The organism is Rikenella microfusus DSM 15922, assembly GCF_000427365.1.
In the GTDB taxonomy this organism is placed as follows: Bacteria; Bacteroidota; Bacteroidia; order Bacteroidales; family Rikenellaceae; genus Rikenella; species Rikenella microfusus.
Map to the genome: position 1 here is coordinate 1,106,899 of NZ_KE386488.1, position 14,183 is coordinate 1,121,081.

The following is a 14,183-nucleotide window of genomic DNA, read 5'->3' on the forward strand; positions in this document are numbered from 1 at the left end:
GGAAATGCCAACCGCATGTCCGACAGAAATCGCAAAAACGGTTATAGCCGAAAAATCCAGATCGAACACAAAAAATCTACCGTATGAGGACTACATGGTTTTCCCGGGTTCCCGGTCGGTACGGACAAGCGTTCGCAGCGGGCCTGCTGTCGCTGGCCACGGCGTGCGGTACGAAACCTTACGAGTTGCAAAACAGGTTTCCGGAGTCGGCGACGATCGATTATGCCGAAACGGAATTGGGTCGGTGGCTCGACTCCCTGAGTCGGATCACCCCTTTGCCCGACAAGCCTTCGTTCGTATTCCGGTGCGACTCGGCTTATGAAAAGAGCGGGAAATTCGGTTATATGTGCGACGATCGGGGCGAAGTCGTCTTCACCGCCGGCGACCCGATCGGCATCCTGCATGCGGTCTATACCTATTTCGAAGATTTGGGTATCCTGTTCGATATGACCGGAGCGACCTTGCCTACGTCGGTGGCATGGAACCGCCCGCGCGGTTCGGCGCACGAGATAACGCCCCGCGCGCGGTGGCGCGGCATTCGTCAGCACGTCAATTTCCCGATGGACATCTCCTCCTATCCGCCCGATCAGGCGGCCGAATACCTTCGGAGCCTAGTGCGGATGCGTTTCAATAAACTGGTCGTGCACAGTTATCCGTTCCAATGGTATGAAGACGACGTGTCGTCCGATACGACCGGGTGGGCAGGAGAGTTCTTCTACGGCAACACGCACAACTTTTCCCGCTCGCCCCTGTTGAAGAAGATCGCTACGCTGAACGATTCGATCTTCTGCATTCCGGCAGCCGAGCCAGTGTACGACGACCGGCCGCAGCGGAGCCGGGCGGCCGTCGCATGGATGGGACAATTGCTCGCCGAAGCCGAACGGCTGGGATTGCGCGTGCAGTTCTCGTTCGAACCGCGCGGATTCACCGTCGGCCAGACGGTACGCATGGCCCGCAAGATCGTCGATACCTATCCGCAGATCGACGATCTGGAACTGATTACCGAAGAGACCGGCGGATGGGGCGCCGGGTGTACCGGCGAAGAGGTGCGGCAGACCCTGAACCGATGGTTCGCCCCGGAAATCGCTTCCGACAGCCTGGTCGTCGGCTGCATCGCCGACCGGCAGAGCGATCTGGAATACCTTTACCGGCAAATCGGCACCATCAGCCGGGCGATCGGCGAACTGGACCGCGATTCGGCTTTCCGGCAACGGATCGACGGATTGAAAGTCGGTATCTATTGCAGCGTCGGACGGTTCATGGGGCCGGCTTTCCGGCTGGCACGGCTCGCCGCGGCGGGCCATCCCGTCGCGATCATGCCATCGCACGGCAGCGAAGGTACCGCCGACGCCTTTCCTTCGGTTGTCCGCACGGCCGGCGACCTGGCGCATACGGAACTCTATTCCTGGATCGAATTCGACGGTTTGATGTATCTGCAACAGAACGCCATCGACGGAATCGGTCGGCTGCTCCGCGAAATGGATACCTTAGCCGCAGGCAAACAGTTGAATTCGGTTTGCTTCAACCATTGGCGCACGGCCGAGAACCGGACGACGTTCCGTTATGCCGCCGAAGCAGCGCTGGGAATCGCCGACCGGCCCGAAACATTCTACGCCGCCTATGCCGCCCGGCTGGGCATTCCCGATACGGCCGCTTACCAGCGGGCCATGCGCCTGATCGGCGAAGCGGATCGCTATTCCACGGCCAATCTGGGCAATATCGGTTTCTGCTGGGTCGGCGCATGGCGCGGCGGCGGACCTTTCCTCTGGATGGGGCCGCAACAAATCGACCGTGCCGATTCGCTCTATCTGGAAGCCGGACGGGCCGTCGCATCGCTCTACGACGGCAGCAGCCGGCCCGCCGCCCGGAAATACCTGATGCTGCTGGGCAACCGGCTTTCGGCTACGGTACAATACCTGCAAGCGTTCCGAACGGCTACGGAACTGCGTACCATCCGGCGGAACGCGGACGGCACGGTACCCGAAACGGAACGGAAACGGGCGGTGGACATCTGCGACCGGGCATTGGCCGGATTCGAGAGCTATATGACCGGTTATGCGCGGCTGATGCCCGACCGGGGAGCCGAAGGAACGGTGATGAGCGTCTGGTTTTCGCCGATGCAGGGGCTACGCGCATTGCGCAGTTCGCTGAGCGGGTCGGCTCCCGACGAACCGCTGAAGGACGATATACCACGCGACGAACCGCCGCTGCCGATTTTTGAAAAACAGACGCGATAAAAGCAGCTCCGTTCTATCGCGGGTTACCGGAATTACCGGCCAATCGTCCCGCCTGCTCACCGTGCGGCGACGGGCTTTCCCCGCACCGTGCCGCTGCCGTTGAAAACGTCCGCGGCGAACCAATACGGAACCCCGCTGTTCAGTCCCGTCATCTCCCACCCGTCGGCCCGTCCGTCCGGGATGCGGATACTGCCGTAAAGTTTGTCCGGCGCGATACCGTAACGGACGACATAACCGTCGGCCCCCGGTACCGGACTCCAACGCAACGCCGCCCGACAGTCGTCCTCCCTGTCCCGCACAACGGCCAGGTCATCGACCGCCCCGGGCGCTTTGCCCCGGCGGAAACCGAACACACGCAAATCCCTCAACGAGAAACAGGGAGACACCGTATATTTCACGTTCCGTATCCGCAGGTACCGGGCACGGAACGGTTTGCGGAACTCGATATAATCGTGCGGAGTATCGGTCGTCTTTTCGCTGTTGTCCGCTACCGTGTACCACCGCTGCCCGTCGTGCGAGGCCTCCAATACGTAACTTTGCCGCGGACGCGCATCCCGCGCGGTCAGCGCCGAGCCGAACTCGCCGAAATTGACCTGCACCGCCGCCACCCGGCAGCCCGGCCCCAAATCGATTTCCAGCCATTCGTCCGCGCCGGCACTGCGGGCCGCCCATTCCGTCCGCACATTCTCATCCGCAGCCAGCATTCCTCCATGCCCGTCCCATGCCGACGACACCCGTACCGGCCGGTGCAACGACAGCAGCTCCCACCGCGGCCCGGCTGTACCGTCGGGCGAACCGCCCGGCAGCCACATCGGATAATCCCCCCGATAGGTGTCCGTCCACAGATACCCGTCCGCATCGAAACCCGACGGATAGAACGACACCCTCCGCTCGAACATATGTTTGACCGAAATCGAATTGGTGGCCGCTTTCCACCACCGGCCTTCCACCTCGAACAGACACCCGTGCCCGGCCCCGCCGATGAATCCGCCCTCCTTGGCCGAAGTCGGGCTGTTCGGCATATACCGCCAGGGGCCGACAGGCGAATCGCCCAAATAAACCCCGTCGGCATAAGTATCCCACTCCGTACCCGGGCCGGCATATTGCAGGTAGTATTTCCCACCGTATTTCGTCATCCAGGCGCCTTCGATATAAGGACGTCGTTTTAGTTCGTGCCGGGCGCCGGGCCTCTCCCAACCGTGGACGGACGTATCGCTGTCGAAACAGTCCTGCGGAGCGGCTTTCGGCCGGAAAGTGTTCGCATCCAGCGTTACCATTCGGATCGGATCGACCGGCGAACTGCCGTAATAGACATAAAGGTCGTCTCCCTCGACCCAGAAAGCGGGATCCCAACGGGACGGAATCCGGGCCACCGGTTCCCATTCGCCGCGTTCCGGCGCTTTCGACCGGTAGAGCATGGCGTCGCCGGGCACGGAACCGGCATAATAGAGCCATCCGCCTCGCTCGAAAAGGGCCGGGGCATAATCCTCGATCGGGAGCACGCTGTCCGGAACCGGGACGTAAGTCCATTGCGCGAAGTCGGCGGTATGCCAGCATCCGCCCGACTTGGAGGCGAACAGGTAATAACGCCCCCCGAACGGAACGACCACGGGGTCGGCCGCCTCCCGCGCGCCTTTCCCCTCCGGGATCAGCATGAAACGATACGGCAGATCGACCGGATTACAGAATGTGCGCGGCTGCCGGGCGACCTCCGCCCGGATTTTCCCTGCACCGTGCGCCGCCGTACAGAAACACACTGCCCATAACCACAAACCGATTTTTTTCATCTTCCGATTTTTTATCGTTCTCTGCACCGGTTTACTGCTCGCTTCGCTGAGGCGCTCCGGCCTTGTAATGCGCTTCGCGCGTTTCCACCGCCACGGCGAACGCCCCGGTAACGGTCTCATCCAACCGGGCGCGTTCTTTCCATTCCGCAGAACCGTACACGCCTGCCTGCGTATAGTCGAACGGGACGAAACCGATCCTGCGGGCCGTCTTCAGGCTGCGGAAAGTGAAATCGCCGGCCTCCGGATCGCGGAACATCGGGTCGGCCACCACCGACCGGGCGTCTTTGATCCGCCTCCACTCCCGGAACGGCAGACCGCAGAAACGCAGGGCCGTGTCCGCCCTGAGGTCCCAATAGTCGTTACGGTCCATCGCGATATCCGCTTCGCGCCAGGGACCCGACAGCAGCACGCCGCGGTCCGAAAGAACGATATTCCGCTCGAACGCGAACGAACGATGCGGCTCGACCCGCGTGAACTGCAACTGATTCTGGTAAGCCAGCGCGAAGATGTTGTTACGGATGACGTTCTCTTTACCGTAGTGCTGGTGGAAGCCGCCGCTTTTGCAGCGATAGACAAGGTTGTTCTCCATCACGATCCCCGTCGAACCTTCGTCCGTATAGAGGCCCCACCCGCCGTAATCGTAAGAGTAAATATCATGGATCACGTTATTCGACACCACCGTTCCCGGCGATTCGCCCAACGTGTAGACGGCGCCCATGTCCGACAGTTCGGCCCATCCGATATGGTGCACATGGTTGAATTCGATCCGGTTGCCGACGGCGGGACTTCCGGCCAGCACCTCCGCGTATTGCATCGTACCGTCTTCCGCCATACGGGTGATCCAGGTCTTTTGGTCGTTGTAACCCCATTTCCAGCCGACCGAAATACCCGAATAGCGCATGTCGGCGATCTCGTTGTGCGTTATCCGGTTGTCGGCCGCCTGGAAAACCGCCACGCCGACGGCACAGGGAAACCAATAACCGCCGTGCCGGATAATGTTGTTGTCCACTGTATTGCGTGCCGTTACCGGCCTGCCGTCCATCCGTATCTCCGTCTCGCCGATTTTGATGCCGCCTGCCCCCAGATCTTCGATCAGGCAACGTTCGATACGGTTGTCGAAACATTCGCGCCGCAACCAGAAGGCGTAACCGCCCGTCTGCGTCACCTCGCAATCCGCGAAAACCAGCCTCGAAGCATAGTCGGCTTCGATGGCGGCCGGGACTTCCGCTGCCGCCTGCATCGGTTCGTTGCCTTTCAGCGGCATCGTATAGGCGGAAGTACGGAACGCGATATTGCGGAATTCCTTGCCAGCGACGGGACGGTCGGGCGATCCGGCGAAGACGAGCAACCGCGAAAGCGTCGGCGCGTAACATTCGGCCGCAGCCATCGATTCGTCCTCGCGCGGCATGTAATAGAGCCAGCCGTCGGGCGAAAGGTACCATTCGCCCGGCGAATCCAGGGCGCCGAGATAGTTGTCCAGCACGTAACGCGAACCGTCCGTAATCGGATTCCAGGGTTTCATCCCTTCGCCGGAGATGAAAAACCAACCCGAATCGGGTACGGCATGGTCGATCGGTTTGCGGGTTACGTCCCATTTGTGATAAAACAGCGCCGTCGCGTGCCGGAGTTCCTCGCGGGACATCCGCCGGAGCGGAGACAATTCGTCCGGTTCCACGGCGATCCGCTGCACGGCATATTGCGGCGCGCGGCCCGTTCCACGGTCGAGCACCGTTTCCCGACTGCCTTTTACATAGTACCAGCCGATATCCGGCGTCCGGGCGCGGACAGCCCTCCGGCCGTTCACATAGAACTGTTCGAAATGCAACGTTTCCGGCAGCCGTGTCCGCCAGATGCCGTTCCGCCACGGCGTCCAGCCCGTCACCTCGATACCGCCCGAGAATATCGGCTTTTCCGCCGTCCGACTGCGGAAAACGACGGGACGGACATCGTTACCGTCCAAAATCAGGGGTTCGGTCATCCGGTACGTTCCGGGAGCGATCCAGACCGTTACCGTATCGCCACCGGCCGGCAGCCGCCGGATCAGGTCGCGGGCCGCCGTCAGCGAATAAAGCGGTTCGGCCTCGGTGCCTGAACCGGCATCGTCGCCGTCCGGAGAGAGATAGACCTGCTGCGCCGGCAGCGTTTGCACAGCGGCTGCGGCAAGCGCTAAGAGTGAAAACAACGGTTTGAACATATGCAGAAAGTTTGAGTTAATTCATATCGATTCTTGGGACAAACGAAGGACTTGTTTTTTGGATATTTCTGCCGGAACGCACCGGTCGTTCTTTCCGGGGATACGTTTCGATTTCCAGGCTTGTTACGGCGTGGACGAAATCCGGAAAATCCGGGCTTTCCCCGACAAATATAACATACCCGACCGATCTTTCAACCCCCTGATAATAAACAGAATCGAAGGTTACAAAACCGTTATTGTCATTTTTACATTATGAAGAAATCCGGACTTGTCCGTAAAATCCCTTATCGTTCAGCCACATACCGGCTTACTGTCCCGGATACTATTTGTAAATCCACGCCTTAATGACTGATTATTAATTCATTATAAAATTGCAAAATATAGCTCCACCCATTATATTTGTTTTTGGACTCATTTATCGCCGCTATGAAAAGAACCGCATTGGCCTTTCTGCTTCTGAGCCTGTCCCGTCTGGTGGCACAGGCCGAAATCAAGCCGGTCGTACATTACAATTTCGGGAAAGCCGGAAACGTCACTTATGCCGCGACGCCCGCCGTATTGCATCCCGCCGTCGGCCGCGGCGAACTCCGCTCCGCGGGACAACCCGTGTTCTATGCCGACGCGCCGGCCGACAGGAAACTGAAGGGCGAAGGCAGCATCCTCTTCGACGGCCGGCAGGACGGCTACCGTCAGGAACAGGCGCTCGGTACCGCCGACGGGAACCGGGTACTGGAAATCTGGGTCAAAGCGGCCGGTCCCGACACCCTCGCCCGGCAAACGGTCGTATCCCACGGCACGGCGGCAAACGGTTACGCGGTCGTCCGGCACGAAGGGCAGTGGCGGCTGCTCTGCGCCGGCCAGGAGACCGAGATCGGAGCGGTCATCCCGGGCCACTGGACGCATCTGGCCGTCGCTATCGACCAGGGGAAAGGCACCCTCTGGTACGACGGCCGCAAAAGCGGCGAATTTCTGCCGTCCGCCTCCCTTGCCCCGAACTTTTCGGTGGCTGTGTCCGAAAGCGGTACGGAGGCTTTCCGCGGAAGCATTTACGAAATCCGGTACAGCGCTTTCGCCGACGGCGCTTTCCGTCCCGAAGCCGACCTGTTGCTGTACGGCACGCGAACCGCCGGTCGGCCGACCGGAGATTCCGTATTCCGGTCAGCCCTGCTCGAACAATTGGAGGCGCCGGGTTACGGCAAGTCCGTCGTCCGCTCATTGCCCGACGAACATCCGACGGACGACTGGCTGATCCGCCCCGTTCGACAACAAAGCCGCCTGTACGTACAACGTCCGGACCAAGGCGGGAACGTCCGGTTCCGGTTGAGCAACGGCCTGGTTTCCCGCACGTTCTATCTGGGCGACAACCTCGCCTGCATCAGTTACCGCAACCTCTCCGACGGGGCCGAATACCTGCGGGCCGTCAAACCCGAAGCCCGTATCCGTATCGACAGCATCTGGTACGACATCGGCGGGCTGACCGGACAGCCCGAACTCTCCTACCTGCTGGAAGAGTGGCTTCCGCAGATGAAAACGTCGCCGCGGGCTTTCTCGCTGGAAGGGATCGAGACCGGCGCGCCGGAACCGCGTTACCCCTGGACGCCGCAGTTCCACGCGGCACCGGCCGACTGGCCCCCGAAAGGCTTGCGGCTGACGATGACCTTTACCCCGACCGGGGCGGTGCCGGAGGCGAGCGGCCTGCGCGTACGGGTCCATTACGAAATCTACGACGGGATTCCCGTGATCGCCAAATGGATCGAAGTGGAGAACGGCCGGAAACGCGCCGTCCTGCTCCGCGACATGGAGTGCGAAGTGCTGGCCGTCAATCAGGATCAGGTTTCCCGGCTGCATGTCGAAAGCGACTATTCGTTCGCGCTGGTCAATGCCGACCTGCGCGGCAGCGCCCTGATGCATTACGCCGGCACGCCGAAAGCGTACCATGTGGGCGGCTCGACCACCCGGTGGATTCCCGATCCCGACTACAACACGTGGGCCAGTCATAATCAGGCCGAAGACAAATTCCTCGGGTTCCCCCACCACAACCTGTTGGTGAGCAAACTGCCGATGGGGCCCTGCACCCGAATCGCTCCCGATTCGGCATTCCGTTCCTACGTCACCTTCGAACTGCTCCACGACAGCGACGACCGCGAACGCCAGTCGTTGGCCCACCGGCGGATGTACCGGAAACTGGCCCCGCAGGTAACGGAATCGCTGATCGCCGCCGGAATCACCTCCCACGATTCGATCCGCCTGACGGCCCTTATCGACCAAATGGACAGCCTGGGCTTCGAACAACTCGACATTCAGGCATGGCCGGGCGTGAGCCATGACAATCTCGACTCGGCCTATGTCCGTCACTGGCGAGGAATCGCCGCCTACGCGGCCTCGAAAGGGATCGTCATAGGCGGATACGAATTGCAGATCGCTTCGCGCGGACGAGGCGACTCGGTGGATTGCGTACACCCCGAAACGGGACGGCCCGGCAGCCTTTTCGGGCAGAGCGTCTGCGTGGCGAGCCGGTGGCAGGACGACTATTTCCCGAAAATGTGGGAATTTTTCGACCGCACGGGATTCCGGACCTACAACATGGACGGCCCCTACCACGGCGACCCCTGCGCCTCGACCGCCCATCCCCACCACGACGGCCTCGAAGATTCGCAGTGGCGGCAATGGTCGGCCCAGGTCGCCGTACTCCGCGAACTGCGGCGGCGCGGGGTCTATATCCCCATTCCCGACTGGTATTTCCTGAACGGCCAGAATGCCACCGGCATGGGCTACCGCGAAGCCAGCGCCAACCTGCCCCCGCAGCAGCAACTGCTGCTCGGCCGCCAGTATATCTACGACGGAACCTGGCACAAACTGCCGACCATGGGCTGGATGACCCTCCAGCTGGTCGGATTCTATACCGACGACCCCCGCGTAGGGTTGGAGCCGCTGTGCGAAAACCTCGAACGCTACGAAGCGCAGCTGTTCCAGTACCTGGCCAGCGGCTGCCACCTCACCGTCCGAGGAAACCGGCTGTACGATACGCCGCAGACCCGGGAAATGGTACAACGGCACCTGGACTGGTTCCGCAAATACCGGGACATCCTGACTTCCGAGATCATCCATGTGAGCCGGCCCACCGGCCGCGACCTCGATTGCATGATGCACGTCAATCCGTTCATCCGCCACAAGGGGATGGTCATCGTCTTCAATCCGACCGGCAGGAAGATCGAGAAGACCCTCCGCCTGCCGCTCTATTACACCGGATTGCAACGTAAAGTCCGCGTTTCGGGAGCCGACGGAAAAACCGTCGTCCACCCGCTGAACGACCGGCAGGAGCTGTCGCTGCCGGTCGGCATCGAAGCCGGCGGCCACGCCTGGTTCCTGCTCGAAGAATAACCCTTGCTCAGAAAACTAACCCAACTTTCAAACCATGTTCAAATACGTGATCGCCGGTATTCTGGTTCTCGGCCTGTCGGCGGGCGGCACACGCGCCGCCGACATCGAACTACGCACCCGGTATCTGTCCGTCGGCATCGACGGCCGGGGCTGCATCGAAACTCTCCGGGACGTACGCACGGGCAGGGACTACGCTCCCGAAGGCCATGCTTCGGCCTTGCTGAGCCTGTGGCGGGATTCGACCGTTTTCGCGCCGGTGCGTGCCTGCTACCGGCCCGACTCGGACGAAATCAGCCTTTTTTACGACAATGGTTCCGAAGCGGTGCTCAAGGCCGAAGCGAAAGGAGAATACCTGCGGCTGGAATTACAGTCGCTGACCCCGCGGAACGGAGTGGACAACATCGCGTGGGGTCCCTACAACACGACCATTTCCAAATACATCGGCGACGTCTTCTCCGTCGTGCGCGACGACGAATTCGCCATCGGTCTGGTCGCCCTCGACGACAATACCACCAGCGGCCCGCCCTGCGACGGGGAGATGGCGCAAGCCAGTTATATCATCCACTCGCCCGATCCGGAACGGTTCCCGGTGCCCGATTCGCTGCGGGAAGGGCAGCGGTTCCGGATCGGAGGGGACGGGATCAACGACGTGGCCTTCTTCTCGCGTCCCGAAGCGTATTACCGTTACCTGCTCGGCAACGGCGCCAAACTGGAACCGGCTTTCGGTTCGTCGATCACGCTCCATTCCCGCGACCGATCGCTGCCGAAAACGATCTTTTTCCCCGAATTCAACGATTTCCCGTCCGTCAAAGCCCCCCGGCACATGGAGCTGGAGACGGTGCCGGGCGAAGATTACATCGGGTCGGCCGTCGCCCTCTACGGCTGCCCGGACAGCGAAGGATTGAAGACGATCGAACGGATCGTGCTGGCCGAAGGACTGCCCTATGTGACGCGCGACGGCATCTGGATACGCGACCCGCGGTCGTTCTGCGCCGACATCGCCTGGTACGGGCCGCAGGACAGCCTGATTTCGTATGCCCGGCAGTTGCACGTGCGCGGCGTACAGGACGAAGGCATGGGCGAATACTATGTCGATCCGGCCGACCGCTGGGGCGGGAAACAAATCACATACGGCGGCCGACGGATCCCTATCAGCGAATATACCCGTATGGTCCGTGCCGCCGGAATCGACTACGGGCTGCACACGCTGACCGAATTCGTACAGCCCCGCAGCAGCGACGTGCATCCGATCCCGAACCGGGGCCTCTGCACCGTGCTACGTACCGCGCTGACGGAAAGCGCCGGCCCCGCCGATACGTCGCTCTGCGTGGCCGACACGAGCTGGCTGAACGAATCCGGAGGCTGGGACGACAACCGTACCAACGTGCTGCGTATCGGCGACGAACTGCTCGTTTACGAAGGGGTAACGCCGACGAAACCCTACACGCTGCGGGGCGTGAAACGCGGCGCCTACGGTACCGAAGCTACGTCCCATCCGGCGGGGGAAGAGGTCGTCAAGCTCCAGGTGAACTGTTACAGCGGGTTCGTCCCCGGCCTGGAATTGCAGGACCGGTACGCCGATTTCTACGCCCGTTGGCTGACCGACGGAGGCATGGGCTACATCGATTTCGACGGATACGAAAGCTGCACCTATCAGGGTCACGGACAATATTCGTTCAAACGGTTCATGCGGCGGCTGTTCGACCGGTATAGCCGGATGGGAGGAACCTACCTGCGCGTGATGGGGTCGTGCGTTTTCGAAGGCACATGGCTTTACATGAGCGTCTGCAACGTCGGCGGCGGCAACCATATGTTCAATCCGCAAACCTGCGAATGGGGCATCGAAGGCAAAGATATCCGTTACGCTTTCACCAGCAGCTACTTTCCCTGCACGTTCGGCATCCAGACCCTCGCCCCGGAATGGGACGTGCAGACCGTCGAGAATCTCCAGTCGCAGGCCGTCGCCTGGGATGCCACCTTCATGCTGGGGCTGAGCGAAGCTGTGGTCGAGAAACATCCGCTGAAAAAGGAGCTGTTCCGGGCGTTCCGCACCTGGGAAGAGGCCCGCGCGGCACAGGTATTCCCGGAAAACCTGAAAAAGGAGATGCGGAAACCGGGAATCCGTTACCACCTCGAACGGCTCGACGACCGGACGTGGCGATTATACCGCATGGTCCCCGGCGGACGGCCGGTGAAATACAAAACGCTCAAAGCCGCCTGAATATCATGAATTCAAACAGTTTTTACCCCGCTTTCCCTGCCGGTTCCCCCCGACAGCCGGAGACCGTCCGACGCGGAGCCGGCGCCGGTTTTCGCGACCGCAGTTCCCGATTGCGTAAAGGTATATGCGGACGTCTCGCCTTATTGTGTATCGCCTGCGGTTTTGCCTGCCCGGCTGCGGCGCAGGACAACTGGCTGCCCCGGCATCCCGACCCGGATAAGAAATTCCGGCTGCTGGACTGCCGCTACGACGGGCCGAGGCTGCTCCGCGCCGACGAGATCGACCCCGCCTCGGAAGCCTGGGAAACCACCGTCGCCAACCGGGGGGATTCGGTCTACGTATTCACGTTCCGCGCCCGGCAATCCCTTCAAAATGCCGGGGTAGCAGTCGCTTTCGACCGTTACGGCTGGACGAGCGACAATTACGTCATGATCCCTTCGGCGGTTTATGGCGGCAACCGTCAGCGGATCGTGAACCGCGAATATGCCACCGGGCTGGACGCGACGGATTATTACCGGCGCGAGCTGGCCCTCACTTCGAACCCCATTCCGCAACTCTCCCCCGAATTCGGGGACTCTTCGCGGCTCGAACTGCTCGTCTGCAACGCCGCCACGCCCGCCATCGCCTGGCTCGACCGGGGCCGGCGCCAGGGGACGATCCTGCTGACCGACCAGGGATTCGAGGCGGACGGCGAAACGAAAGACCACGGCCTGATCGTCGAAGAGTCGCCGGCACGCGACATCGCGTCGTTCGTCATCAGCTCGCCCGGTGTCCGGGAAAAGAAACCGGAGTTTATCGGCTTCAGCCCCAGCCCCGACCGGGGCCTCTCGTTCCGCAAGGGCGATTCGCTCGTCATCCGGGTTACGCGGCTCGATTTCCCCGCCGCGGACGTCCCGGCACTGCTGGCGCGTTTCATGCGCGAACGCAAGCGGCATACCCCGCCCGCCACACCGCGCAACCTGATGCCGATGAGCGAGGTGCACGAACGCATGATCCGGAACATCGAAGAGCGTTACCACGTCGGGCCGACGGGCGAATATTATTGCCCGGAAAACGCCGACTGGATGTCCTACGGCTGGGTCGGCGGGCTGATCAATACCTGGCCGATGCTGGCGTTGGACGACACGATGCACCTGAGGCGCGTCGCCAACACTTTCGACTTCGCCCTGACGCAGGGTTACGGCGAAAGCGGGTACTATTACGACGTGCTGGGGGCCGACGGCAAACCGGTGCTGCGCGATGCGGCCGCTTTGCGGCCGGGGATCGGCCTGACCCGCAAAAACGCCGACCTGCTCTACTGGACGGTCAAACAATTCGACCTGCTTCAAAAACAGGGACGCGGCGACGCTATCCGGCCCGAATGGGAACAGCGGGTCGCGAAACTGGCCGACGCGTTCGTCGAAACCTGGCGAAAGGAGGGTACCTGGGGGAATTATCTCGACCTGAAAACGGGGAGGATAGCGGTGTATAACACGACGGGCGGCGCCATGGCCGTAGGGGGACTCGCGCTCGCCTCGAAATATTACGGCAACGACGAATACCTGACCGTCGCCCGGCAGGCCGCCGAAAGCTATTACCGGGATTTCGCCCTGCGGGGCTTTACCTCCGGCGGATGCGGCGACATTCTCCAGAATGCCGATTCGGAAACCGCCGCGGCCTTGATGACCTCGCTGATGACCCTTTACGAAACGACCGGCGAAACACGTTATCTGGAACAATGCCGCGACCTAGCCAACCTTTGCGCCACATGGACGGTGTCGTTCCGCTACCGGCTGCCGGAAAATACGCCGCTGGCGCAGTTGGGAGCCGACCTGACCGGGGCCGTATGGGCCAGCACGCAGAACAAGCACGGCGCGCCGGGATTCTGCACCCAGTCCGGCGACGCGCTTTTCAAGCTCTACCGGGCCACGGGCGACACGCTTTACGCGGCTCTGCTGCGGGACATTGTCCATGCCCATGCGGAGGGAGTGCAGCCCAACGGCAAAATTACGGAACGCCTCACCTATTGCGATGCCGACAGCCGCGGTTCGCGCGGCGACGGAGGACAGACCGGCTGGAACGAGACGAACGGCGCGTTGATGGCCGTCGAAATTCCGGGCATCTATCTCCGCACGGACCGGCCGAGCCTGTATGTATTCGATCACGTCGTGGTACGAAAATACGAAACGACCGGACGCGCGATTACGCTGACCCTCTACAATCCGACGCCTTACGACGCCACGGTCACGATCCTGGCCGAAAACGGAACGCAGGCCGCACGTCCGCTGGGCGAGAACGCCTTCCTCCGGTGGCAGGACAAGGCGGAAGTCAAAGCGGGTCGGACCGTCAAAGTCAAAATTGCCCGGTAACGCCGCGACCGGCCC

General features: G+C 61.6%; 6 protein-coding genes. 4 read left to right on the forward strand and 2 right to left on the reverse strand.

Features of this window, described 5'->3' with window-relative positions; genetic code table 11:
• The first annotated feature begins 83 nt into the window (after positions 1-83).
• Positions 84-2,237, forward strand: a complete 2,154-nt coding sequence (locus RIKMI_RS13175) for a hypothetical protein (protein ID WP_051214372.1) — start codon at positions 84-86, stop codon at positions 2,235-2,237.
• A 56-nt stretch (positions 2,238-2,293) separates the two neighbouring features.
• On the opposite strand, the gene RIKMI_RS0105745 is transcribed toward RIKMI_RS13175, so the two are convergent.
• Positions 2,294-4,024, reverse strand: coding sequence for a family 43 glycosylhydrolase (locus tag RIKMI_RS0105745; RefSeq protein ID WP_051214373.1), 1,731 nt, complete (start codon positions 4,022-4,024; stop codon positions 2,294-2,296).
• Between the two features lie 31 nt (positions 4,025-4,055).
• On the reverse strand, positions 4,056-6,218 hold the full coding sequence (locus RIKMI_RS13180) for a right-handed parallel beta-helix repeat-containing protein (protein ID WP_051214374.1): 2,163 nt from the start codon (positions 6,216-6,218) through the stop codon (positions 4,056-4,058).
• 426 nt (positions 6,219-6,644) lie between these two features.
• Between RIKMI_RS13180 and RIKMI_RS0105760 the strand changes: the two genes are divergently transcribed.
• The 3 genes from RIKMI_RS0105760 (at position 6,645) to RIKMI_RS0105770 (ending at position 14,168) form a co-directional block, all read left to right on the forward strand.
• Positions 6,645-9,599, forward strand: coding sequence for a LamG domain-containing protein (locus RIKMI_RS0105760; RefSeq protein ID WP_037291582.1), 2,955 nt, complete (start codon positions 6,645-6,647; stop codon positions 9,597-9,599).
• A 34-nt stretch (positions 9,600-9,633) separates the two neighbouring features.
• Positions 9,634-11,820 carry a hypothetical protein gene (locus tag RIKMI_RS0105765; protein ID WP_027290822.1) on the forward strand — a complete coding sequence of 729 codons (2,187 nt, stop codon included), beginning with the start codon at positions 9,634-9,636 and terminating at the stop codon, positions 11,818-11,820.
• Between the two features lie 110 nt (positions 11,821-11,930).
• Positions 11,931-14,168 carry a hypothetical protein gene (locus tag RIKMI_RS0105770; protein ID WP_245584941.1) on the forward strand — a complete coding sequence of 746 codons (2,238 nt, stop codon included), beginning with the start codon at positions 11,931-11,933 and terminating at the stop codon, positions 14,166-14,168.
• Positions 14,169-14,183: the final 15 nt, after the last annotated feature.